Source organism: Labrys okinawensis (genome assembly GCF_002982075.1).
Taxonomy (GTDB): Bacteria; Pseudomonadota; Alphaproteobacteria; order Rhizobiales; family Labraceae; genus Labrys; species Labrys okinawensis_A.
In genome coordinates, this window is sequence record NZ_PUEJ01000009.1 from 144496 (window position 1) to 165160 (window position 20665).

Genomic DNA, 20665 nt, shown 5'->3' on the forward strand with positions numbered 1-20665 from the left:
GGTAAGGGCGAGGGGCGGCGCAACAGCTGGCGAGATGCCCAACGCCATTCCCCCTCACTCGGCTTCCTCGCCCAGCACCCGGTAGCGGCCGCCGAAGAAGAGCAGCGGCTCGCCCTCGACATTGTGCTCCATGTCGACCACCCGGCCGACGATGATGCGATGGTCGCCACCCTCGTACTGGGCATGATGCAGGCAGTCGAAGGCCGCCATGGTCTCGGGCAGGATCGGTGCTCCGAAGCGCCCGGCCGTATAGGCCACGCCCGACCACTTGTCCTGGCTCTGCCGCGCGAAGCGGGAGGAGAGGGCGCGCTGCTCCTTGCGCAAGACGTTCACGCAGAAGCCCGGCGCTTCCAGGAAGGCCGACAGGCTGCGTGCCGTGTTGGCGATCGAGAACAGCACCAGCGGCGGATCGAGCGAAACCGAGGAGAACGAATTGGCGGTGATGCCGATCAGCCCGGCGGTCGGATGGGCGGCGGTCACCACGGTGACGCCGGTGGCGAACAGGCCGAGCGCCCCGCGAAAGCGCAGGGGATCGATGGTTTCCGGGACGATATCCGCCTTCGCCGGCTTTGTTGCAGAACCCTGGACCATCGTGCCTCATACCCTTACCGACGTCGGCGCTTGCGCTCCGACCCCGGTATATCCCGGATTCGCGTGAATCCGGGAGGTGGTCGGAAACCATAGTGGCCTCGTCGATGCGGAAACCGGAATGGACCGCATGTCCTGCCGAGGATTGCGTCGCCGGCCGCATCTTACGCCGTCTTCCGAATGGCAGGGGGATTGATTTCGGCCAAAAGCCGCTCCGCCAGAGCGCGCTTGGCGTCCACATCCATCTTCTTGATCTCGTTGTTGAGAACGCGCTCGTTGATCGAGGTGTTCCAATAATCGACCGCCTCGAAGCCGAGCAGCGAGGTCTTGCCGACGAATTGCCGCAGCACCTCGTTGGTGGGGCCCATCACCCAGCCGGCCTTGGCATCGCGCAGATAGCGCTCGATCTGCAGCTCCGGCTTGTAACCGGTGCCACCGCAGGCATGCAGCATCTTGTCGGAGACCGCGGCGACGTTCTTGGCGGCAGCGAACTTCAGCTGCCACAGCCAGTGCAGCAGACCGGCGCGCGGCAGGAAGGAGACGTCGTTCTTGTGGATCGACCAGTCATTGTTGCCGGTGGCGTCGTCCAGCGCCTTGGCGATGAGGAAATCCATCGAGCGCACCACATTGGTGTCGATGATCGCCTCGCCGACATAGTCCTGGATGGTGGCATAGTCGGCCACCCGCATGCCGACATCCTTGTGGGTCTTCTTGGTGGTGTGGGCCTTGGCAATGTCGATCATGCCCATGGCGATGCCACTCCAGCAGGCCGAGGAGCACAGCAGGAAGAAGGGATCGACCACCTCGTCGTTGGAACGGGCGCCATCCCCGACCGGGCCGACCAGGCGGTTGCGCGGCACCACCTTGTTGACTTCCAGCGGGCCGGACTGGTTGCCGCGCAGGCCAAGGCCGTTCCAGCTGCCCGGATCGCTGGTGATTTCGTCGCCGAGGATCAGGAAGCAGGAAAGATCGGCGTAGTTGCCGTTGAAATTGGGAGAGGTCGTCTGCACGATGTACCAGTCGGCAAAGCCGCCGGAGGTGGTCCAGGACGCCTTCTTGCGGACGTGCCAGCCCTCCTTGGTCTCCTCGGCGCCCGAGGAGATCGGATACCAGAAATGCGAACCGGTCTCCGGATCGGAATAGGAGAGGGTGCCGATCAGGCAATCCTTGTCGAGACGGCGCAGAATGTCCTTCAGGGCCGCATTGTCGTGGTGGCGCAGCAGGGCTGCGGCGACGGCGCCGGTATGCATGGTGTAGCACATTGCCGTGGAAGCGCAGCCATAGCGGGCAATGGTCTCCACCACCATGGCGACGCAGATGTGATTCTCGCCCTGGCCCCCGAGCTCCCGAGGAACGATCAGGCCCAGAAAGCCGTGTTCGGCCAGGATCTGGAAATTCTTGCGCGGATACGCACGGTTCCTGTCGCTCTCGACGGCGTTGGCGCGCATCTCCGTCTGGCACAGCTCTATCAGCTTGGTCTGCAAGGCCTTCTGGCGGTCGGTCAGCATCCATTGCGGATCCCACTCGAAACCGAGGCCCCAGAACGGCTCATTCCCCCACATCTTGCGTGACGACATACGGGCATCCTTCGAATGGTTCGTCCCGTGCATTTTGCCTGCGCGGTGACGTCTGAAGTTTCCAGAGAAGAAACAAGTTTGTCCAGCAGGAAATTTTGTCAGCTTGAATTCTTTTTGCGAAGCGGCTGCCTACCTCTCTCAGTCCGCTCGTAGAATTGCTCAAAAAATGGGCAGAAAACCGTCATTTTACGGGGAACCGTCAAAAACTAAAGGTTGACGCTTCCTGAGAGTGTGTCAATCTTCACTCATAGGAAAAAAGAGAGACGGTGGGTAAAGACGAGAGCCGCCATGGAACTCTCGCGGCCCATACCGCCCCCAAAGCATCCAGTGCAGTCGATCAGATCCGGGGAACACAATGACGGCGACAACTGACGTAAACGCGAGCGCAGGTGGCGAGAGCCAGTTGCTGCGCCATATCGATTGGCGGGGAGCCTTCTGGGTGGCAAGCGGCGTGCCGCCGCTCGTGCTGTTCTCGATCGGAGGCATCGCCGGAACCACCGGCACGCCCGCCTTCCTGATCTGGACAGCGTCCATGATCATGGGCTTCATCCAGTCCTTCACCTATGCGGAAATCGCCGGCCTGTTTCCCAACAAATCGGGCGGCTCTTCCGTCTATGGCGCCACGGCCTGGCTGCGTTACTCCAAGTTCATCGCGCCGTTGTCGGTCTGGTGCAATTGGTTCGCCTGGTCGCCGGTGCTGTCACTCGGCTGTTCCATCGCTGCCGGCTACATTCTCAATGCGCTCTTTCCAATCCCCGTCTTCACGGATAGTTCGCCCGAAGTCGCGGCCTATATCGCGGCTCATGCCGGCACGGCCCCGGCTGACGCGATCGCGGCGGTAACGGCAGCGGCGACACCGGCGATACGGACCTGGACGCTGTTCAGCCACACCTTCCCGCTTTTCGGTTTCTCCCTCAACTCGGTGTTCTTCATCGGCGCCGCGTTGATGCTCCTGACCTTCGCGATCCAGCATCGCGGCATCCTCGGCACCGCCAACACCCAGAAGATCATCGGCCTGATCGTCATCATCCCGATGCTGATCGTCGGCATCGTGCCGATCATCACCGGGCAGATCAACTGGGCGAATTACTCCCCGCTGGTGCCGCTCGCCACCGCCTATGCGCCGGCGCCCGGCAGTTGGAACGTCGCGGGCTGGACCCTGGTGCTCGGCGGCATGTTCATTGCCGCCTGGTCGACCTACGGGTTCGAGACGGCCGTCTGCTACACCAGCGAGTTCAAGGATCCCGGCCGGGATACCTTCAAGGCCATCTTCTATTCCGGCCTTTTGTGCATGCTGCTCTTCATCCTGGTGCCTTTCACCTTCCAGGGCGTGCTCGGATTGAACGGCATGCTGGCGACCCCCATCGTGGACGGTTCGGGCGTAGCGGCGGCCATGGCCGACATGGTGCATGGCGGCGCCATCATCAGCCAGTTGCTGGTCATGCTGATGATCCTGGCGCTGATCCTGGCCATCATGACCGCGATGGCCGGTTCTTCCCGCACCCTCTACCAGGGCTCGGTGGATGGCTGGCTCCCCAAATATCTGAGCTATGTGAACTCGCACGGCGCCCCAACGCGGGCGATGTGGACCGACCTCATCTTCAACCTGATGCTGCTCGCCATCGCCTCGGCGGACGCCACCAGCTTCTTCTTCATCCTGGCCGTGTCGAATTGCGGCTACATCATCTTCAACTTCCTCAACCTCAACGCCGGCTGGATCCATCGTATCGACAACGGTCACATCAACAGGCCCTGGAAGGCGCCGACCTTCGTCATCGCCATTGGCGCCATCTTTGCCTATGTGAACGCCATGTTCATGGGGGCGGGCGCCAAGGTCTGGAACCCGCTGGCGCTGTGGGCAGGCCTCTTCACCGCCGCCCTCATTATCCCGGTGTTCTGCTACCGGCACTACATCCAGGACGGCGGCAAGTTCCCGGAGCATATGCTGGACGATCTCGGCCTCAAATCCGCCGACCTGCAGCAGAAGAAGGCGGGCATCCTGCCCTACCTCACCCTCGCGGCCGGCCTGGCCGTGGTGCTGCTGGCGAACTGGTACTTCGTCCTCTGACAAGCTATGCAGGCTTGACGTGAACGGGGCGCTTCGGCGCCCCGTTTTGCGTGATGCGCTGCCGGGAAGGGGCCGCTCTCGGACAGGCCGGCCTTGCAGAGCCCCGGTATCAGATCAGAGCGCGGCCAAGCTCCCTGCCGTTTGTCGGAAGTGGCCCTGGCCTGGCCGGCTCAACCGGTTTATGAGCGCTGCTGCATCGTGCCCGTATCGCGGGGCACCGGAAAGCGGAGAGAGCCATGCCCCACCTCATCGTCAAGATGCTGCCCGGCAGGTCCGAGGAGCAGAAGCGCAAGCTCGCCGACGCCCTGACCCAGGCCGTGATCGACAGCCTGAACAGCCAGGAAAAGTCGATCTCGGTCTCGATCGAGGACGTTGCGGAGGACGAATGGACCCAGAAGGTCTACATTCCCGACATCCAGGACAAGCCGGCCCTCGTCTACAAGAAGCCCGGCTACGATCCGTTCGCCTGACGGCGGACATGGCCGGCTCTCAGCGCGCTTCGGCCGCTTCCTCGATCACTCCGGCGATCGCGTCGAGCATGGCGGTGTCGTCGCCGGCCATGCCGTCCATGTCGGCCATGCGGCCGATCACCGTGGCGGCGATCTTTTCCTCCACCGTGTTCTCGGCATAGGCGTAGTAGATCACCGCGCGCTGGCCGTCGCGATGGCAACGTCCCTCGATCTGCTGGAGCTGGATGGCGCTGTGGCGCATGTCGTGCACCACCAGCGAACGCTCGCGTTCCCCGCCCGGCATTTCGCCGCGATGCAGGGAGATCGCCTCGGTGACGGTAAACACCACGGCATCGAGCTCGCCGCGCTGGAAGGCTAGGCGCACCGCCTCGTTGCGCTCGCCGCTCTGGGTGCCGTTGATGGCGTCGACGCGCCAGCCATGGCCCCGCAATTTTTCGACCAGAAGGGCGCTGGTCTCGAGGAAGGCGACGGATATGGCAACCTGCTGGCCGTTGCCGATGAGATCATCGGCGAAATCGGCGGTGCCGGCGATGCGTATGAGGCTGCCCTTCTGACGAAAGCGCAGATCGGCCGCCCAGCCCGCCGCCCGCCGCGTCGAGCCGCCGGCCAGGCCGAGTTCCCGGCGGAATTCGCGCCAGGTCGCCTCGTAGAGGCGACGGCTCTCGGCATCGAGCGCGGTCGGCGTTATCTCGCGCTGCACTTCCGGCCATCCGGCGATCTCCTCCGGCCGGCGGCGCAGTCCGATGGCATTCGGTCCCTTGTAGAGCAGGGAGGACATGGTGCGGCGGTCGTCCTCGTTCGGCTCCCAGGACCAGTTCTTCCAGCGCCCTTTGGCGCGTCCGATGCCGAGCCGCTTCATCAGGGCGCGGAAACCATCGAGATCGGCACCGAGGCCCTCGCCCTTTCGCCTGTCGCCCCCTTGCGCGAGCAAGCGGGCGAGGTAGGAAAGCTCATGCGGCGCCTGCCCGGCCGTTGCGCTCATATAGAGGGTGAAATCGGCGGCGGCCGCCATCTGGCGGCAGACCAGACCCTGCTGCGAATTGGGGTTGCGGATGCGATGGGCCTCATCGATCACCACCAGAGGCCAGACACGCTTGGGCGTGCCGAGCTTGGCGAGTTCGTTGTTCCTGGCCCTGGTCGAGCGCTTGGTGCTCACCGCAGGCGGCGCCATCAGCGTTTTCGTGCGCTCGAAATTCATCAGGGTGACGGTTTTGGCCGGCAGGCCGGCCTGCGCCATGGTCAGGCGCCATTGCGGAATGGCGCCCTTGGGGCAGATCACCAGGATCTCCTCTTCGGGCATGGCACTCAGCGCCAGCCAGGCCGACAGCGTCTTGCCGAGGCCGGTCAGGTCCCCCAAAAGAAAGCCCGGCCGCCCGGCACGGCGGGCGGCGAGGATGGCCTCGCTCGCCTCGATCTGGTGCGGGCGGGGGACGAGGTGGGGTGCCGGGCTCACGCCTCGTCGCGGAAATAGGGCTCGACCGTGCCCTTGAGCTTGATGGTCAGGGGATTGCCGCGCCGATCCTTGGCATTGCCGGCGGCGACCCGGATCCAGCCCTCGCTGACGCAATATTCCTCGACATTGGTCTTTTCGGTGCCGTTGAAGCGAATGCCGACGCCGCGTTCCATCAGGGCCTGGTCGAAATAGGGGCTGTCGGGATTGGCGGCGAGGCGGTCGGGCGGGCTATCGGTCATCGCGTTTCTCTCATGAAGGTGTCAGACGCCGGATTAGCGCCCCGAGGGCGGAATGCCAACGCCTGATGTGAATTTTATGCCGGCGGGCGTGCCTTTCGCCGCAAGGACGTCCAGAGCGTTTTGCGATGTGGTGGAATTACCAGGAATCGCAAAGACGCGTCGAATTATGGAGCTAGAGCAAAGCAGCGTTTCCGTCTAAACGCGCTTTGCTCTAGGAAAGGCTTTGATCTAACGAAACAAGGAGTGGCGCGATGGATGATCGGCCCATGAAGAAGGCCCGTATGCTTGCCGAGATCGCCAGCATCCAGAAGCAGGCCAAGGTCCTGGCGGTGCAGAAGAACCGCGGCGCCCATTACGAGCGCCTGGCCCGCGAGGCGGAGGAACGCGTCGCCAAGTTGCGGGAATCGATCGCAGCCATTGAAGCGGAGCTCGCCGCCGCCAAACAGTGAGGCGCAATGCCATTGGAGTGGCAGGTTGCCGCAAGGCGCGGCATGGCCTGCCTGCGAAGATGTCAATTGCATTGCGGATTTGTGTCAGGAATGCAATATTGCATACGTGTTGAGCGGATTGGTTAAGAACTCGCCATAATCACCCCTTTAGCCATGCGAGCTATGCAATTCGGCATTGCGACGATGGATGTTGCACCGCAACATAGGAAGGTGGATACTCCCTGACAACAAAGGAGTAGTCATCATGATCTTCGCAAGCATCATTGCTTATTTTAAGGACCGCATGGCCAAGCAGGCCGAGTTCCTGCGCCTGCTCGATGAGATCAACAGCCTGTCCGACCGCGATCTGCGTGATCTGCGCGCCGACCGCATGGAAATGATCCGCCACGCTCGCCAGCAGGTCTACGGTGCCAAGGCTGCCTGAACCCCGCCAGCCGTCACCCGACGAATTCCGAACGCGCCGCCTTCTTCCCTGAAGGTGGCGCGTTCTGCTTTTGGAGGGCCAGTCGTTCCCCGCGGGCTTCAGGCATAGGGCGGTTCCATGCCGTGGGCAGGGACCTAGAGCAAGCGCGTTCAAGCGTGAACGCTTATCTGCTCTAACTCATTGTTCTGAAGCGTCTTTGCGATTCTAGGTGACCCCGTCTGATCGCAAAACGCTCTGGCCGTGCAGGGAGCGATCGAGCGCCTTGCGCAAATCGCGCCTGGCCTGTTCGAAGGCCGGGCTATCGCGATCGCGCGGGCGGGGCAGGTCGACGGTGACCATCTCTTCGATGCGCCCTGGCCTCGGCGCGAGGACGATGATGCGGTCGGCGAGCAGCAGCGCCTCCTCGATATCATGCGTGACGAGGAGGAGCGTCTGCCGGTCCTCCAGCCAAAGCTTGGCGACATGGTCCTGCAGGCTGGCGCGGGTCAGCGCGTCGAGGGCGGAGAAGGGCTCGTCAAGGAGAAGAATGCTTGGCTGTGCCGCCAGGGTCCGGGCGATGGCGACGCGCTGGGCCATGCCGCCGGACAATTCCTTGGGCCATCTTTCGCCCTGTCCCTCCAGACCGACGCGCGCGAGGACCTCGTCCACCCGCCTGTCGCGGTCATGCCGAGGCAGGCCAGCGAGGCCGAAGGCGACGTTCCCGGCGACATTCAGCCACGGCAGCAGGCGCGGTTCCTGGAAGACGAAACCGACGGTCTCGGCCGGGGCGGCGACGGGTACGCCATCGATCTCCACCTGCCCGCGGGTCGCGGTTTCCAGGCCGCCGATCAGACGCAGAAGCGTGCTTTTGCCGCTTCCCGAGCCGCCGATGATGGCGACGGCCTCGCCGGGTGCGACCGAAAGGTCGATGCCGCGCAGGGCCTGCGTGCCGTTGGCATAGATCTTGTCGAGACTGCGTAGCGACAGCATCAGCGGCCCTTGCTGGCGAAACTGTCTTCGTGGCGCAGGAACGGGCGGCTGAGCGCAACCAGGAACATGTCGCTCGTCTTGCCGATCAACGCGAACAGGATGATGGTGGCGACGATCTCGTCGGGTTTGCCCAGTTGCTGGCCATCGACGAGCAGATAGCCGAGCCCTTCGGAGGCTCCCATGATCTCGGCGGCCACCACGAACATCCAGCCGAGGCCGAGGCCAACCCTCAGGGCCGTGACGACCTGTGGCAGGATGGCGGGCAGGAGGATGCGCCGGACCAGCTGCGGCCCCTTCAGCCGGAAGACCTGGCCGACTTCGACGATCTTGCGATCGACCGAGCGGATCGCGCTGGAGACGCCGAGATAGACCGGAAAGAACACGCCGGCAGCGATGAGAATGATCTTTGATTCCTCGAAAATGCCGAACCACAGGATGAAGAGCGGCACCCAGGCGAGGGACGGAATGGCGCGCAGACCCTGCAGCGTAGGGTCGACCAGGGTGCGGAACAGGGACGAATAGCCCGCGGCAGCCCCGAGCACGATGCCGGCGGCAGAGCCGAAGAAAAAGCCGGCTCCCACACGGGCCAGGGTGGCGAGGATGTGGGTGGCCAGATCGCCATTGCGTGCCAGCTCCAGCAGCGTCGCAGCGATGCGGCTTGGCGGCGGCAGCCGCCGCCCGTCGCTCCAGCCAGCATGGACGGCATATTCCCATGCCAGGGCGAGGGTCAGCGGCAGGAGCAGCCCGGCATAAGGCCGGGCGAGGCGAAGGGAGGGCCTGGTCGCCGGTGGCCGTTCTGTCACCGCCTCGCGTGTGGCCGGGCTTTCGAATGCCGTCATGGCCCGGCCTACTGTGTCCGGGCGCCGTAACGCGGGTCGATCAGCCCATCCACCGTCGCGGGCACGTCGAGCTCGGCCTTGATAACACCGGCGCCCTGCAGGGCTTGCCCGGCGGCCACCAGCGTCTGCCGCTGTGCGTCTCCGATCGTGCCGGTCGACAGGTCCGTACGGGTGAGCTGGCGTTCGATCACCGCATCCGGCAGCTTGGCGGCCGCGATCAGGCTCTGCTTGAGATCGGCGGGGTTGGCGAGGGCGTGCCGGCGACCCTTCTCATAGACGGCCAGCACGCGGCGCACCAGTTCGGGATGGGCCGCAGCAAAGGCTTCGCGTACATTCAACACGCCCCAGCTGTTGAGGGCGGGATCGCAGAAGAAGAGTCTGGCCCCGTTTTCGACTTCGGCGCTGGCCATGATCGGATCGAGCCCCGCCCAGGCGTCGACATCGCCGCGGACCAGGGCGGCTTTGCCGTCGCCATGCTGAAGCGGCACGAGCGTGATGTCCTTTTCCTTCAGCCCGGCGGAAGCCAGCGCGCGGATGAGGAAGATGTGAGGATCGGTGCCGCGCGTTGCCGCTACGCGCCGGCCCTTGAGATCGGCGATGGCGGCAATGCCGGTGTCGGGGCGGGTCACCAGCGCCGTCCATTCGGGGCGCGAATAGACATGGACGGATTTGATCGGATTGCCGTTGATACGGCCGACCAGGGCGGCCGCCCCCGCCGTCGAGCCGAAATCGATGCTGCCGGCATTGAGAAATTCGAGGGCTTTGTTGGAGCCCAGGGATTGGACCCAGCGCACCGCGATGCCATCGGCCTTGAGCTCCTCCTCCAGCCAGCCCTTGTCGCGGATCAGCAGGCCGACCGGATTGTAGGTCGCGTAGTCGATGCGCAGTTCGGATGGATTGTCGGAGGCCCTGGCCATCCCAGCAGCGGCAAGGCCACCTGCGGCGAGGGAGGCAAGGCCGGCAATGAAGCGGCGGCGGGTCGGCAGAGCGAGGCGGGACACGGCATATCTCCCAAACGGATCCTCGCTCCATTAATACATAAAGATGGTAGATAAAATAGACAAAAATGGTCTCTTCGTTTTCCGGTGGGGGATTGTTCTCTCGGGGTATGGCTGTTAGCATCCGCTCATGCGCATTTCGTCTTTCTCAGCAAGCTGGTGGTGGCCCGTCTAAGCACGGACGGCCACGCATGATCATTGCTCATCTGGCCGTCCCGGGAGGGGCGGCTTTTGATTTTTGAAGATCAGCGCAGGAGCACCCAACCCGAGACGGCCGTAACTCGGAGTTGGCTCCATGACGGACCATATCTACCACAGGGCCGGCGGCATCCGCGTCCATCGCGCCTGCCAGGATCTCGACTACCCCCATGACATGTCGGCCCTCGCTGAACGCCTGGACCGGCAGCGGGGCCTGCTGTTCTCCTGCAGCTACGAGGTGCCGGGGCGTTATCGGCGCGGAGAAATCGGCTTTGCCGATCCGCCGCTCGCCATCACCGGTAAGGGACGGCGCTTTCGGATCGAGGCTCTCAACCAGCGCGGTGCCTGCCTCGTGCCGGTGATCGAGAGGCGCCCGCGCTTGCTTGGCCTCTTGGAGGCTTTCGCCAAAAGCGAGGGCTGTCTCGAAGGCGCGGTGCGCGAGGCGGAAGGCGCGTTTGCCGAGGAAGAGCGCAGCCGCCAGCCGAGCCTGTTCTCGCTGCTCCGCGTCGTGATCGAGCTCTTTGCCGTGCCCGATGAGCCCTATCTCGGCCTTTATGGTGCGTTCGGCTACGATCTCGTCTTCCAGTTCGAGCCGATGAGCCTGACATTGCCGCGGGCCGACGACCAGCGCGACCTCGTGCTCTATCTGCCCGACGAGCTGGTGGTGGTCGACCACGCCCGCCAGCGGGCGCAGCGCTTGAGCTACGATTTCAGCGTCGATGGGCATTCGACCCGAAACCTGCCCCGCGCCACCGAGCCCCATCCCTATCGCCGGCTTTCCGGTCCCGACCTGCCACCCGAGAGCGATCATGCACCCGGGGAATATGCCGCCATGGTCGAACGGGCCAGAGCGGCCTTCGCGCGCGGCGACCTGTTCGAGGCGGTGCTGGGGCAATTGCTTTCGAAACCCTGCCCGGACGCTCCGAGTGCGGTCTTTCGCCGGCTTGCCAATGCGAATCCCTCGCCCTTCGGCGCCCTGATCAATCTCGGCGAGGGCGAGTTCCTGGTGGCGGCCTCGCCGGAGATGTTCGTGCGGGTCGAGGGCCAGCGCGTCGAGACCTGTCCGATCTCGGGCACCATCCGCCGCGGCGCCGATGCCCTGGAGGATGCCGAGCGTATCCGCGAGCTCCTGAATTCCGCCAAGGACGAGGCGGAACTGACCATGTGCACCGATGTCGACCGCAACGACAAGTCGCGCATCTGCGAGCCCGGCAGCGTCAAGGTGATCGGCCGGCGCCAGATCGAACTCTATTCGCGCCTGATCCACACCGTCGACCATGTCGAGGGGCTGTTGCGGCCCGGCTATGACGCGCTCGATGCCTTTCTCAGCCATGCCTGGGCCGTGACGGTGACGGGCGCTCCCAAGCGCGGTGCGATCCGCCATATCGAAGCCGAAGAGAAGAGCGCCAGGCGCTGGTATGGCGGGGCCTTCGGCTCGATCGGCTTCGACGGTGCCCTGAATACCGGCCTGACGCTGCGCACCATCCGCCTGCAGGACGGCGTGGCGGAAGTCCGCGTCGGCGCCACCTTGCTGCATGACAGCGACCCGTGGGAAGAAGAGGCGGAAACCCGGCTGAAAGCCTCCGCCATGCTGGCCGTGTTGGAGGAGGGAACCTCAACGGCCGATCAAGCGACGGCTCCGGTCCGCAAGGCCGGCCCCCGACCGCGTCTCCTGCTCGTCGATCACGAGGATAGTTTCGTGCACACGTTGGCCGGCTATTTCCGTGCCGCGGGCGCCGAGGTGCTGACCCTGCGCCCGGCTTTGGCGCGGCAGAGGCTCGCGGATGGCGAGCCGGTAGACCTCCTCGTGCTCTCGCCCGGTCCCGGACGGCCCGAGGATTTCGCCATGCACCGAACCCTGGAGCTTGCCTTGCAGCGCGGGCTGCCGGTCTTCGGCGTCTGTCTCGGGCTGCAGGGTATGGTTGAATATTTCGGTGGTCGGCTCGACCTGCTCCCCAGGCCCATGCATGGCAAAGCCTCGCGGGTGGAGGTCGAGAAAGGCAGGCTCTTTGCCGGCCTGCCCGGCAGCTTCTCGGTGGGGCGCTACCACTCCATCCATGCCGACCCGCAGGTCCTGCCGGCGGAACTGCGGGTCACCGCGCGTGACGGCAACGGCATCATCATGGCGGTGGAGCATGCCAGCCTGCCTCTCGCCGCCGTGCAGTTCCACCCGGAATCGGTGATGACCAGGCCGGAGATCGGGCATCGCCTCATCGCGAATGTGCTGGCGATGATCGGCGGTGGAGTCGTGTCGATTGCGGCGGAATGACGGGCTGCACAGCGGCCTGTGGCGCACAATTTCCCAAAAGAGCGGACGCCCTCGTCCGCTCTTGAAAACACCGTATCTCGAAAAAGAGGTCGATGGAGGTGCCCGCCTCTCAGGGCCGACGCCAACGCCTCCGCTTATTCGGCGGCGGCCTTGGTCGCCACGCTCGCCTCGGCGGCTTCCTGGGCCTTGAGGGCCTCCGGATGGGGCATTGAGATGATGTTGTAGCCGGAATCGACGAAATGCACTTCGCCGGTGACGCCGGTGGACAGATCCGACAGCAGGTAGAGTGCCGAACCGCCGACCTCCTCGATGCTCACCGTGCGCCGCAGCGGTGCATGGGCGCGCTGATAGTTGAACATCAGCCGGGCATCGGAAATGCCGGCGCCGGCGAGGGTGCGGATCGGGCCGGCCGAGATCGCATTGACGCGAACGCCCTGCGGGCCGAAATCGGAGGCGAGATAGCGTACCGAGGCTTCCAGCGCGGCCTTGGCGACACCCATGACATTGTAGTTCGGCATCACCCGCGTGGAGCCGCCATAGGTGAGGGTGAGGATCGAGCCGCCATCATGCATCAGGTCGGCGGCGCGCTTGGCGATCTCGGTGAAGGAGAAGCAGGAGATCACCATGGTCTTGGTGAAATTGTCGCGCGTGGTGTCGGCGTAGCGGCCCTTGAGCTCGCTCTTGTCCGAATAGGCGATGGCGTGGACGAGGAAGTCGATCTTACCCCATTCCCGTGCCAGCGTGGCAAAGACGCCGTCGACGGAGGCGACATCCTCGACGTCGCAGGGCACCAGCAGGCTGGAGCCGACGCTGTTGGCCAGCGGCTCCACGCGCTTGCGCAGGGCCTCGCCCTGATAGGTGAATGCCAACTGGGCGCCTTGGTCGGCGAGGCTCTTGGCGATACCCCAGGCGATCGAATGATCATTGGCCACGCCCATGATCAGACCGCGCTTACCTTGCATGAGCCCTGTCATGGCCTGCAACTCCAAATCCTGGTCATCGGTGACCGGAGCAAAGCGTCCGGCATGAACGCTGCTTTGCTCTGGCTCCTTGGTGGGACGCGCTTTGCGATTTGACGCGATCTCGTCAAACCGTAAAGCGTTTCAGGCGCAATACGACCAGAATCGGCCGATCAGCCCGCATTTCCGCCTCTTTACCACGTTTCGACAAAGTATCCGGGGTTTTGCTTGGTTCCTGGATCACTTTATCTGTCTCTTTGTTACGCGATATTCCGGCCGGAACAGGCGGAAACTGATCTCAGGCGTCGAGGCGCTTGAAGACCAGGGCCGCGTTGGTGCCGCCGAATCCGAAGGAGTTGGACAGCACATGGCTGAGCTTGGCATTGTCGATACGCTTGCGGACGATCGGCATGTCAGCAAAGGCCGGATCCAACTCCTCGATATGCGCGCTCTCGCAGATGAAGCCATTATTCATCATGAGGAGTGAATAAATTGCTTCCTGCACGCCCGTTGCGCCCTGCGAATGGCCGGTCAGCGCTTTGGTCGCGGCGATCGGCGGGCATTTGTCGCCCGAGCCGAACACCTTGCGGATGGCCTCGATCTCGGGAGGATCACCGGCCGGCGTCGAGGTGGCGTGCGGGTTGATGTAGTCGATCGGCGCCTTGATGTTGGCCAGGGCCATGCGCATGCAGCGCTCGGCGCCCTCGCCCGAGGGGGCGACCATGTCATGACCGTCGGAAGTCGCGCCATAGCCGGCGATCTCGCCATAGATGCGGGCGCCGCGGGCCTTGGCGTGCTCCAATTCTTCCAGCACCAGCACGCCGGCGCCGGCGGAGATCACGAAGCCGTCGCGATTCTTGTCGTAGGGACGGGAGGCCGTGGAGGGGGTGTCGTTGTATTTCGACGACATGGCGCCCATGCCGTCGAACAGCACGGCCAGCGTCCAGTCGAGTTCCTCGCAGCCGCCGGCGAACATCACGTCCTGCTTGCCGTACTGGATCTGCTCATAGGCATTGCCGATGCAATGGTTCGAGGTCGCGCAGGCCGAGGAGATCGAATAATTGATGCCCTTGATCTTGAACCAGGTCGAGAGCGTGGCGGAGGCTGTGGAAGACATTGCCTTGGGCACGGCGAAGGGGCCGACCTTCTTGGAACTGCCCGACTCGCGCGCCTTGTCTGCGGCCTCGACGATGGTGCGGGTGGAGGGGCCGCCAGACCCCATGATGATGCCGGTGCGCTCGTTGGAGACCTCGTTGGCTTCGAGGCCGGAATCGAGGATGGCCTGTTCCATGGCCACATGGTTCCAGGCGGTGCCGCCGCCATGGAAGCGCATGGCGCGGCGATCGACCACCGAGGCGGGGTCGAGCGTGGGCGCACCATAGACCTGCGAGCGGAAGCCATATTGGGCGAATTGCTCGGCGCGCGTGATACCGGATCTGGCCTCGTGCAGGCTGGAGAGAACCTCCTGCGTCGAGTTGCCGATCGAAGACACGATACCCATGCCGGTAACGACGACACGTCTCATGGCGATCCCTTCCAGTTTCGTCACCCACCCACGATCCTCTCCGAGGAGACCGCCGGGCCGGCACTGCGTTCCCTAGAGCAAAGCGCGTTTAGAGGGAAACGCTGGTCTGCTCTAGCTCTTTGGCTCGACGCGTCTTTGCGATTTGAGGCAACTCCGCCTCATCGCAAAACGCTTGCGCAGAATTTCGCAAGCGGCCCGGTTTTGGGCAAGCTCGGAAATTATGCTCATTGCCCACGAACGGGCAGAGCCCGATCATGGACGATCCAACAAGGCATCGCCCCCGCCGGCGCGTCGAGCGTCAACGGGGCCGCACCCTGCATGTTTCAAGGCGCATTGCAATAGGCGAGCCGAAGCGGGCACGTCCGAAAATGCGCCGAACCGGCGCTGCGCATGGCCAGAAATCAGGCTTTCTACCAGAAATCAGGCCTGGAACAGGCCGACGCGCAGATCCTTGGCCTCATAGATGGTGCGGCCGTCGGCCTTTAGCCAGCCGTCCGCGATGCCGAGAATCAATTTACCCTTGAAAACCCGCTTGAGGTCGACGCCATACTCGACCTGTTTGACGCCGGGCAGCACCTGGTCGGTGAACTTGACCTCGCCGACACCGAGGGCGCGGCCCCGACCGGACTGGCCGAGCCAGCCCAGGAAAAAGCCGGTCATCTGCCAGAGGGCGTCGAGGCCGAGGCAGCCCGGCATCACCGGATCGCCCTGGAAGTGGCAGGAGAAGAACCACAGGTCCGGTTTGACGTCGAGCGTGGCGCGTACGCAGCCCTTGCCGTGCGGACCGCCGGTCTCGGAGATTTCCGGGATGCGATCGAACATCAGCATGGGGGGAAGGGGCAATTGCGCATTGCCGGGACCGAACATCTCGCCGCGCCCGCAGGCCAGGAGATCTTCATATTCAAAGCTCGAACGGCGTTCCGCCATTGCGTCTCAGTCCTCATCGACCAGTCAAAACCGTGTGGCCGGGCAGGCGAGCCTGTCCGCTCCACGGCCTCCCCTTAACATAGCAATCCCGCAGCCGAAAGCGGGGGGAGCGCCGCGGGGCCGATGTTGCCCCCTTAAAAAGGACTCAAGCGGTCTTGTCGGACCACCGACGGGCTGGTCGGGAGGGCCTTGCCTGCTATCGCGCCGCCGAATCGTAGCGGAATACCAGCGTATCGTCGCGCCAGCCGGTCTGAGCGCAATCCCTGGCGCGCCGCGGCGCCTTTCCGCGCAGAGTGATGATCGGCGGTTCCCCGGCCGCCGAACCCTCGACGGGATAGGAGATCGGCCCGCATTCGCGCGAGAAGACATAGGCCTGGCCGCGATAGACGCCGCCACTGGCCGTTCCCTTGAACAGCAGGGCTCCCTTGCGGACCCCGGCCTCGGCCAGGCCCGGGCGGGGCGCCTCGTAATAGAACAGGCGGTTGCCCTCGCTCGCCGATAGCGCCACGCGCGAACCATTGTGGTTCCAATAGCTCGAGACCGTATAGGGCGGCGGGTCGGCTTTGGCCGGTGCGGGCGCTTGCGAGGCCGGGATCGCTGCCGGCGTGCCCCCCGGTTTGGCCATGGCTTCCAACCGCCGGCGCACCGAGGCGGCGCAATAGCCCTTCGGAAAATTGTCGAGATAGGCCTCGAGCTTGATCGGTGTGGGATCGGTGCCGAGATCGCTGCAGGCGGCCATGTCCGCCCTGTCGGGGATCGGGCTTCCCGGCGCCAGGGGAGGCTGCTGCGTGGCGATGGGCTCCGACGTCGACATGGCGCTGCCCGACAGATAGAGGTCGCCGAGCAGGGCTTCGTCGACCCACGGTGTCTGACGCTGGCTGGTGGCGGCATGAACGTCCTGGCGCACCAAAGCGAGCATGCGGCGAATTTCGATGCCGGGCTCCGGCAACCGCTTCAGCAGGGCGGCTGCGAAGGGAGAGTGGCCGCCGTCCCCGTCATCGGCGACGGCGTTGGGGCCGGTGGCGAAGGCGACCAGCGTGCCGGTGGTGGCGGCATCGAGCCGGGCAAGGCCGCGCGAGGCGCCGCGGCTTGCGCTCGCCGGCAGCGGATTGTTGCGGCAGGCATCGACCAGCAGGATCTTGGCCTTGGCGCCGGAGGCGCTGAGGATATCGCTGATATCGTCGAGCCTGATCGTCTGCGTGGTGAGATCGACGCGGCTTTTGATGTCGGCGCCGACGGGGATGAGGAAATTGCGTTGGTCGACCTGCATGCCGTGGCCGGCATAGAACACCAGCGCGATGTCGGCGTCGGTAGCCTCGTTGCCGAACTCGGCCATCGCCTTGAGCATGGCGGCATGGTCGGCGTCGGTGGCGCGGATCACCTTGAAGCCGAGCGGGCCGCCGGCGAGCAGCCGGGCAATGGCATCGGCGTCGGCGACCGGATTGGCGAGGCGGCCGAGCGTGCGATAGTCGCCATTGCCGATGACGAGGGCAACGCGCTTGTCGGCGAGCGCGGCGGTGGTTCCGGCCAGCCAGAACAGACACAACAGCATCAAGCAACGCCGGATCATCGCCCCACCCCGGATTCACGGCAGCACCGGATTAATTGTGGCACGCCTGCCTGGCGCTGGCCAGATCGGCGGGAACAGGCCTATGAGGGCATCAATGACCCAAGCCACATTTTGGTCGCCCGGCATGAGACGCCGGGGCGTCGGTTTGCCCGCACACTTTCCTCCGCATGACTTTCTTTCGCGGATCGTGGAGGCTATCGTCGCCGGCTCCATCAACCGGGGCCGCGCGGGACGGGGCCTCCAGGGAGCCTTTCCGTGACCCTTCTTCCCCAGGAAATCATCCGCAAGAAGCGCGATGGCGCGGCTTTATCCGCGGCTGAAATCGAGAGTTTCGTGCAGGGACTGGTCGCCGGCAGCGTCACCCATGCCCAGGTCGCGGCCTTTGCCATGGCCGTGTTCTTCCGTGGCATGGCGATGGATGAGCGCATCGCCCTGACGCGGGCCATGACCCAATCGGGCACCGTGCTCGACTGGGGGAGCCTCGACCTGCCGGGGCCGGTGTTGGACAAGCACTCGACGGGCGGCGTCGGCGACAATGTCAGCCTGATGCTCGGGCCACTGGTGGCTGCCTGCGGCGGCTTCGTGCCGATGATTTCGGGGCGGGGCCTGGGCCATACCGGCGGCACGCTCGACAAGCTCGATTCGGTGCCCGGCTACACCACCCAGCCTGATCTCGACCTGTTCCGCCGCGCCGTACGCGAGGCCGGCACCGCCATCATCGGCCAGACCGCCGACCTCGCCCCCGCCGACAAGACCGTCTATTCGATCCGCGACGTCACGGCCACGGTCGAATCGATCCCGCTGATCACCGCCTCGATCCTGTCGAAGAAGCTCGCGGCGGGCCTGCAGGCCCTGGTGATGGACGTGAAGACGGGTTCCGGCGCCTTCATGCCCACCCTGGAGGGCTCGCGCGAACTGGCCGAATCGATTGCGACCGTCGCCACGGGCGCCGGATTGCCGACCACCGCGCTGATCACTGCCATGGACCAGCCTCTCGCCAGCGCCGCCGGCAATGCCCTGGAAGTCCGGAACGCGGTGGATTTCCTCACCGGTGCGCATCGGGACGTGCGCCTGCTGGAGGTCACCGTCGATCTCTGCGCCGAGATGCTGGTGCTCGGCAAACTGGCTCGGGACACCGCAGAGGGCCAGGCCCGCATCGAGCAGGCTTTGGCGAGCGGACGGGCGGCCGAGCACTTCGCCCGCATGATCGCGGTGCTGGGTGGCCCGGCCGACTTCCTTGAGCAGCCCGAACGCCATCTGCCGGCTGCCCCTGTGGTGAAGCCCGTTTTTGCCGGGACCGCGGGCACGGTCGGCGCCATCGATACCAGGGCCGTCGGCCTCGTGGTCGTCGCCTTGGGCGGTGGCCGCACCCGCCCGCAGGATGCGATCGACCATGCCGTGGGTCTCACCGGCCTGGCGGAACTCGGCGCCGAGGTCGGGCCCGACCGCCCCCTCGCCTTCGTACATGCCCGCAGCGAGGCGGCGGCCGAGGCGGCGGAAGCCGGCCTGCGCGCGGCCTATCGTATCGGAGAGGACGGGGAAGCCCTGCCGCCGGTACTCGAACGCATCGGAGGAAGCTGAGATGGCCCGCGCACTCGTCCTGGTGATGGATTCCTTTGGCATCGGCTCGGCTGACGATGCCGAACGCTATGGCGATGCCGGGGCCGATACGCTCGGCCATATCGCCGCGGCCTGCGCGGCGGGACGGGCGGGCGAGAACGAGCATCGTACCGGCCCCCTGCGCCTGCCCGTGCTCACGAGCCTCGGCCTCGGCGCCGCGGCGCAGGCGGCGACGGGCACGCTGCCGCCCGGCCTGGAAGGCGGCGTCGCCGAGGGCCTGTGGGGCTATGCGGCCGAGACTTCCAAGGGCAAGGACACGCCCTCCGGCCATTGGGAAATCGCCGGCTATCCCGTGCCGTTCGACTGGGGCTATTTCCCGAAGGAGGTCCCCTGTTTTCCTCCCAAGCTGATCACCGCCATCGTCAAGGAGGCCGGGCTTGCCGGCGTGCTCGGCCAGCGCCATGCCTCGGGGACGGAGATCATCGCCGAGCTCGGTGCAGAGAGCATCGAGACCGGCAAGCCGATCTTCTACACCTCCACCGACAGCGTGCTGCAGATCGCCGCCCATGAGGAGGCGTTCGGTCTGGAGAGATTGCTGTCCCTCTGCGAGATCGCCCGCCGCCATGTCGACCATCTCAATATCGGCCGGGTGATCGCGCGGCCTTTCGTCGGCGACGCCGCCAGCGGTTTCACCCGCACCGCCAACCGGCGCGACTATGCCGTGCCGCCGCCGGCCGATACGCTGCTCGACGTGGCCGAACGCGCCGGGCGCGGCATCATCACCATCGGCAAGATCGGCGACATCTTCGCGCATCGCGGCACCGGCGAGGTCGTCAAGGGCCCGAGCAACGACGCCCTGATCGACCGCACGCTGGAGGCCATGGGGCGCCTGCCCGATGGTGGACTGCTCTTTGCCAATTATGTCGATTTCGACACGCTCTACGGCCATCGCCGCGATATTCCCGGCTATGCCGGCGCCCTGGAGCAATTCGACATGCGCCTCCCGCAGATTCTCTCCCGGCTGGCCGAGGATGACCTGCTGATCATCACGGCCGACCATGGCTGCGACCCGTCCTGGACGGGAACGGACCACACGCGCGAATTCGTGCCGGTGCTGGCGCGTCTCGGCAAGCGTACGGGACCGATCGGCCGGCGCGACAGCTTCGCCGACATGGCCGCCAGCGTGGCGGAGCACCTCAGGCTGGATTGGCAGGGAGCCGGAAAGTCGTTTCTGTAGTTTCGGGTGAGCGGGCGCCCGGAGGCTTACTCACCTCTTCTCAACCATGATTCCAGACGGCGTGGCGAAATCGCGCCGCGTTAACGCCCGAGCACCTGCCGCACTCTCATCATGACCCCCGTTTCGAGGTGGTCGGTGATGATCGAGCGTATGCATATGGTACTCAAGGGCGGCATTTCCGCCGAAGACAGGGCTCAGTTCTGGGTGGGGCTGACGCTCGCCATCGCCACCGTCGTGCTGCTGTTCGCCAGCTTCCTCGATCTGGTCTCGATCTGATACCGACTATTGATGCTCGACCGATCGAGCACCGTCATTGCGAGCGCAGCGAAGCAATCCAGGGCCCAAA

19 protein-coding genes are annotated in these 20665 nt (G+C 65.0%); 8 read left to right on the forward strand and 11 right to left on the reverse strand.

Annotation, left to right across the window (positions count from 1 at the left end; all coding sequences use genetic code 11):
* Positions 1–54: 54 nt before the first annotated feature.
* Positions 55–591: a flavin reductase family protein gene (locus C5L14_RS22650; RefSeq protein ID WP_105864347.1), complete on the reverse strand. Its 537-nt coding sequence runs from the start codon at positions 589–591 to the stop codon at positions 55–57.
* Between the two features lie 161 nt (positions 592–752).
* A complete protein-coding gene (locus C5L14_RS22655) occupies positions 753–2165 on the reverse strand; it encodes an acyl-CoA dehydrogenase family protein (RefSeq protein WP_105864473.1) in 1413 nt (470 codons plus the stop codon).
* A 355-nt stretch (positions 2166–2520) separates the two neighbouring features.
* Here C5L14_RS22655 and C5L14_RS22660 point away from each other — a divergent pair, with 355 nt between their 5' ends.
* Both C5L14_RS22660 and C5L14_RS22665 read left to right on the forward strand, forming a co-directional pair.
* Complete coding sequence (locus C5L14_RS22660) at positions 2521–4233, forward strand: APC family permease (RefSeq protein ID WP_105864348.1); 1713 nt, start codon at positions 2521–2523, stop codon at positions 4231–4233.
* Positions 4234–4469: 236 nt separating this feature from the next.
* The gene (locus tag C5L14_RS22665) at positions 4470–4703 is read left to right on the forward strand and encodes a tautomerase family protein (protein WP_105864349.1); all 234 of its coding nucleotides are present in this window, start codon (positions 4470–4472) and stop codon (positions 4701–4703) included.
* A 19-nt stretch (positions 4704–4722) separates the two neighbouring features.
* Here the strand turns inward: C5L14_RS22665 and C5L14_RS22670 are convergent, their stop codons facing one another.
* A complete protein-coding gene (locus C5L14_RS22670; RefSeq protein WP_105864350.1) occupies positions 4723–6156 on the reverse strand; it encodes a DEAD/DEAH box helicase in 1434 nt (477 codons plus the stop codon).
* A complete protein-coding gene (locus C5L14_RS22675; RefSeq protein WP_105864351.1) occupies positions 6153–6395 on the reverse strand; it encodes a DUF3297 family protein in 243 nt (80 codons plus the stop codon). The genes C5L14_RS22670 and C5L14_RS22675 overlap by 4 nt, the downstream gene beginning before the upstream one ends.
* Before the next feature lie 251 nt (positions 6396–6646).
* Here C5L14_RS22675 and C5L14_RS22680 point away from each other — a divergent pair, with 251 nt between their 5' ends.
* Complete coding sequence (locus C5L14_RS22680) at positions 6647–6844, forward strand: hypothetical protein (RefSeq protein WP_068287917.1); 198 nt, start codon at positions 6647–6649, stop codon at positions 6842–6844.
* A 244-nt stretch (positions 6845–7088) separates the two neighbouring features.
* Positions 7089–7268 (forward strand): hypothetical protein, encoded by a 180-nt coding sequence (locus C5L14_RS22685; RefSeq protein WP_105864352.1) that lies wholly within the window; start codon positions 7089–7091, stop codon positions 7266–7268.
* Positions 7269–7472: 204 nt separating this feature from the next.
* Here C5L14_RS22685 and C5L14_RS22690 read toward each other — a convergent pair whose 3' ends face one another.
* Genes C5L14_RS22690 through C5L14_RS22700 form a run of 3 tightly spaced genes read right to left on the reverse strand, consistent with a single transcriptional unit; the run spans position 7473 to position 9993 of the window.
* The gene (locus C5L14_RS22690) at positions 7473–8237 is read right to left on the reverse strand and encodes an ABC transporter ATP-binding protein (RefSeq protein ID WP_105864353.1); all 765 of its coding nucleotides are present in this window, start codon (positions 8235–8237) and stop codon (positions 7473–7475) included.
* Positions 8237–9076, reverse strand: a complete 840-nt coding sequence (locus C5L14_RS22695) for an ABC transporter permease (protein ID WP_105864354.1) — start codon at positions 9074–9076, stop codon at positions 8237–8239. The genes C5L14_RS22690 and C5L14_RS22695 overlap by 1 nt, the downstream gene beginning before the upstream one ends.
* An 8-nt stretch (positions 9077–9084) precedes the next feature.
* Complete coding sequence (locus C5L14_RS22700; protein WP_105864474.1) at positions 9085–9993, reverse strand: aliphatic sulfonate ABC transporter substrate-binding protein; 909 nt, start codon at positions 9991–9993, stop codon at positions 9085–9087.
* Between the two features lie 376 nt (positions 9994–10369).
* On the opposite strand from C5L14_RS22700, the gene C5L14_RS22705 reads away from it, so the two are divergent.
* Positions 10370–12541, forward strand: a complete 2172-nt coding sequence (locus C5L14_RS22705; protein ID WP_105864355.1) for an anthranilate synthase component I — start codon at positions 10370–10372, stop codon at positions 12539–12541.
* A gap of 134 nt (positions 12542–12675) precedes the next feature.
* On the opposite strand, the gene fabI is transcribed toward C5L14_RS22705, so the two are convergent.
* From fabI to C5L14_RS22725, 4 genes are all read right to left on the reverse strand, one after another.
* Positions 12676–13515, reverse strand: a complete 840-nt coding sequence (gene fabI / locus C5L14_RS22710) for an enoyl-ACP reductase FabI (protein WP_105864475.1) — start codon at positions 13513–13515, stop codon at positions 12676–12678.
* A 283-nt stretch (positions 13516–13798) separates the two neighbouring features.
* Entirely contained in the window at positions 13799–15025 is a 1227-nt protein-coding gene (gene fabB, locus C5L14_RS22715; protein ID WP_105864356.1) for a beta-ketoacyl-ACP synthase I, read from the reverse strand.
* Between the two features lie 420 nt (positions 15026–15445).
* Positions 15446–15952: a 3-hydroxyacyl-[acyl-carrier-protein] dehydratase FabA gene (fabA, locus tag C5L14_RS22720; protein WP_105864357.1), complete on the reverse strand. Its 507-nt coding sequence runs from the start codon at positions 15950–15952 to the stop codon at positions 15446–15448.
* Between the two features lie 196 nt (positions 15953–16148).
* On the reverse strand, positions 16149–17504 hold the full coding sequence (locus C5L14_RS22725) for a caspase family protein (protein WP_245443523.1): 1356 nt from the start codon (positions 17502–17504) through the stop codon (positions 16149–16151).
* 273 nt (positions 17505–17777) lie between these two features.
* Between C5L14_RS22725 and deoA the strand changes: the two genes are divergently transcribed.
* The 3 genes from deoA (at position 17778) to C5L14_RS30455 (ending at position 20595) form a co-directional block, all read left to right on the forward strand.
* Positions 17778–19103 carry a thymidine phosphorylase gene (deoA, locus tag C5L14_RS22730; RefSeq protein WP_105864359.1) on the forward strand — a complete coding sequence of 442 codons (1326 nt, stop codon included), beginning with the start codon at positions 17778–17780 and terminating at the stop codon, positions 19101–19103.
* Position 19104: 1 nt separating this feature from the next.
* Positions 19105–20319: a phosphopentomutase gene (locus C5L14_RS22735; RefSeq protein WP_105864360.1), complete on the forward strand. Its 1215-nt coding sequence runs from the start codon at positions 19105–19107 to the stop codon at positions 20317–20319.
* 138 nt (positions 20320–20457) lie between these two features.
* Positions 20458–20595, forward strand: a complete 138-nt coding sequence (locus C5L14_RS30455; RefSeq protein ID WP_181161300.1) for a hypothetical protein — start codon at positions 20458–20460, stop codon at positions 20593–20595.
* The last annotated feature ends 70 nt before the right edge of the window (positions 20596–20665 follow it).

Excerpts from the sequence above, each read along its gene's own strand:
- C5L14_RS22650 (WP_105864347.1), bottom strand. The coding sequence starts at position 591 with ATGGTCCAGGGTTCTGCAACAAAGCCGGCGAAGGCGGATATCGTCCCG.
- C5L14_RS22655 (WP_105864473.1), bottom strand. The coding sequence starts at position 2,165 with ATGTCGTCACGCAAGATGTGGGGGAATGAGCCGTTCTGGGGCCTCGGT.
- C5L14_RS22660 (WP_105864348.1), top strand. The coding sequence starts at position 2,521 with ATGACGGCGACAACTGACGTAAACGCGAGCGCAGGTGGCGAGAGCCAG.
- C5L14_RS22665 (WP_105864349.1), top strand. The coding sequence starts at position 4,470 with ATGCCCCACCTCATCGTCAAGATGCTGCCCGGCAGGTCCGAGGAGCAG.
- C5L14_RS22675 (WP_105864351.1), bottom strand. The coding sequence starts at position 6,395 with ATGACCGATAGCCCGCCCGACCGCCTCGCCGCCAATCCCGACAGCCCC.
- C5L14_RS22680 (WP_068287917.1), top strand. The coding sequence starts at position 6,647 with ATGGATGATCGGCCCATGAAGAAGGCCCGTATGCTTGCCGAGATCGCC.
- C5L14_RS22685 (WP_105864352.1), top strand. The coding sequence starts at position 7,089 with ATGATCTTCGCAAGCATCATTGCTTATTTTAAGGACCGCATGGCCAAG.
- C5L14_RS22690 (WP_105864353.1), bottom strand. The coding sequence starts at position 8,237 with ATGCTGTCGCTACGCAGTCTCGACAAGATCTATGCCAACGGCACGCAG.
- C5L14_RS22695 (WP_105864354.1), bottom strand. The coding sequence starts at position 9,076 with ATGACGGCATTCGAAAGCCCGGCCACACGCGAGGCGGTGACAGAACGG.
- C5L14_RS22700 (WP_105864474.1), bottom strand. The coding sequence starts at position 9,993 with ATGGCCAGGGCCTCCGACAATCCATCCGAACTGCGCATCGACTACGCG.
- C5L14_RS22705 (WP_105864355.1), top strand. The coding sequence starts at position 10,370 with ATGACGGACCATATCTACCACAGGGCCGGCGGCATCCGCGTCCATCGC.
- fabI (WP_105864475.1), bottom strand. The coding sequence starts at position 13,515 with ATGACAGGGCTCATGCAAGGTAAGCGCGGTCTGATCATGGGCGTGGCC.
- fabB (WP_105864356.1), bottom strand. The coding sequence starts at position 15,025 with ATGAGACGTGTCGTCGTTACCGGCATGGGTATCGTGTCTTCGATCGGC.
- fabA (WP_105864357.1), bottom strand. The coding sequence starts at position 15,952 with ATGGCGGAACGCCGTTCGAGCTTTGAATATGAAGATCTCCTGGCCTGC.
- C5L14_RS22725 (WP_245443523.1), bottom strand. The coding sequence starts at position 17,504 with ATGCTGTTGTGTCTGTTCTGGCTGGCCGGAACCACCGCCGCGCTCGCC.
- C5L14_RS22735 (WP_105864360.1), top strand. The coding sequence starts at position 19,105 with ATGGCCCGCGCACTCGTCCTGGTGATGGATTCCTTTGGCATCGGCTCG.
- C5L14_RS30455 (WP_181161300.1), top strand. The coding sequence starts at position 20,458 with ATGATCGAGCGTATGCATATGGTACTCAAGGGCGGCATTTCCGCCGAA.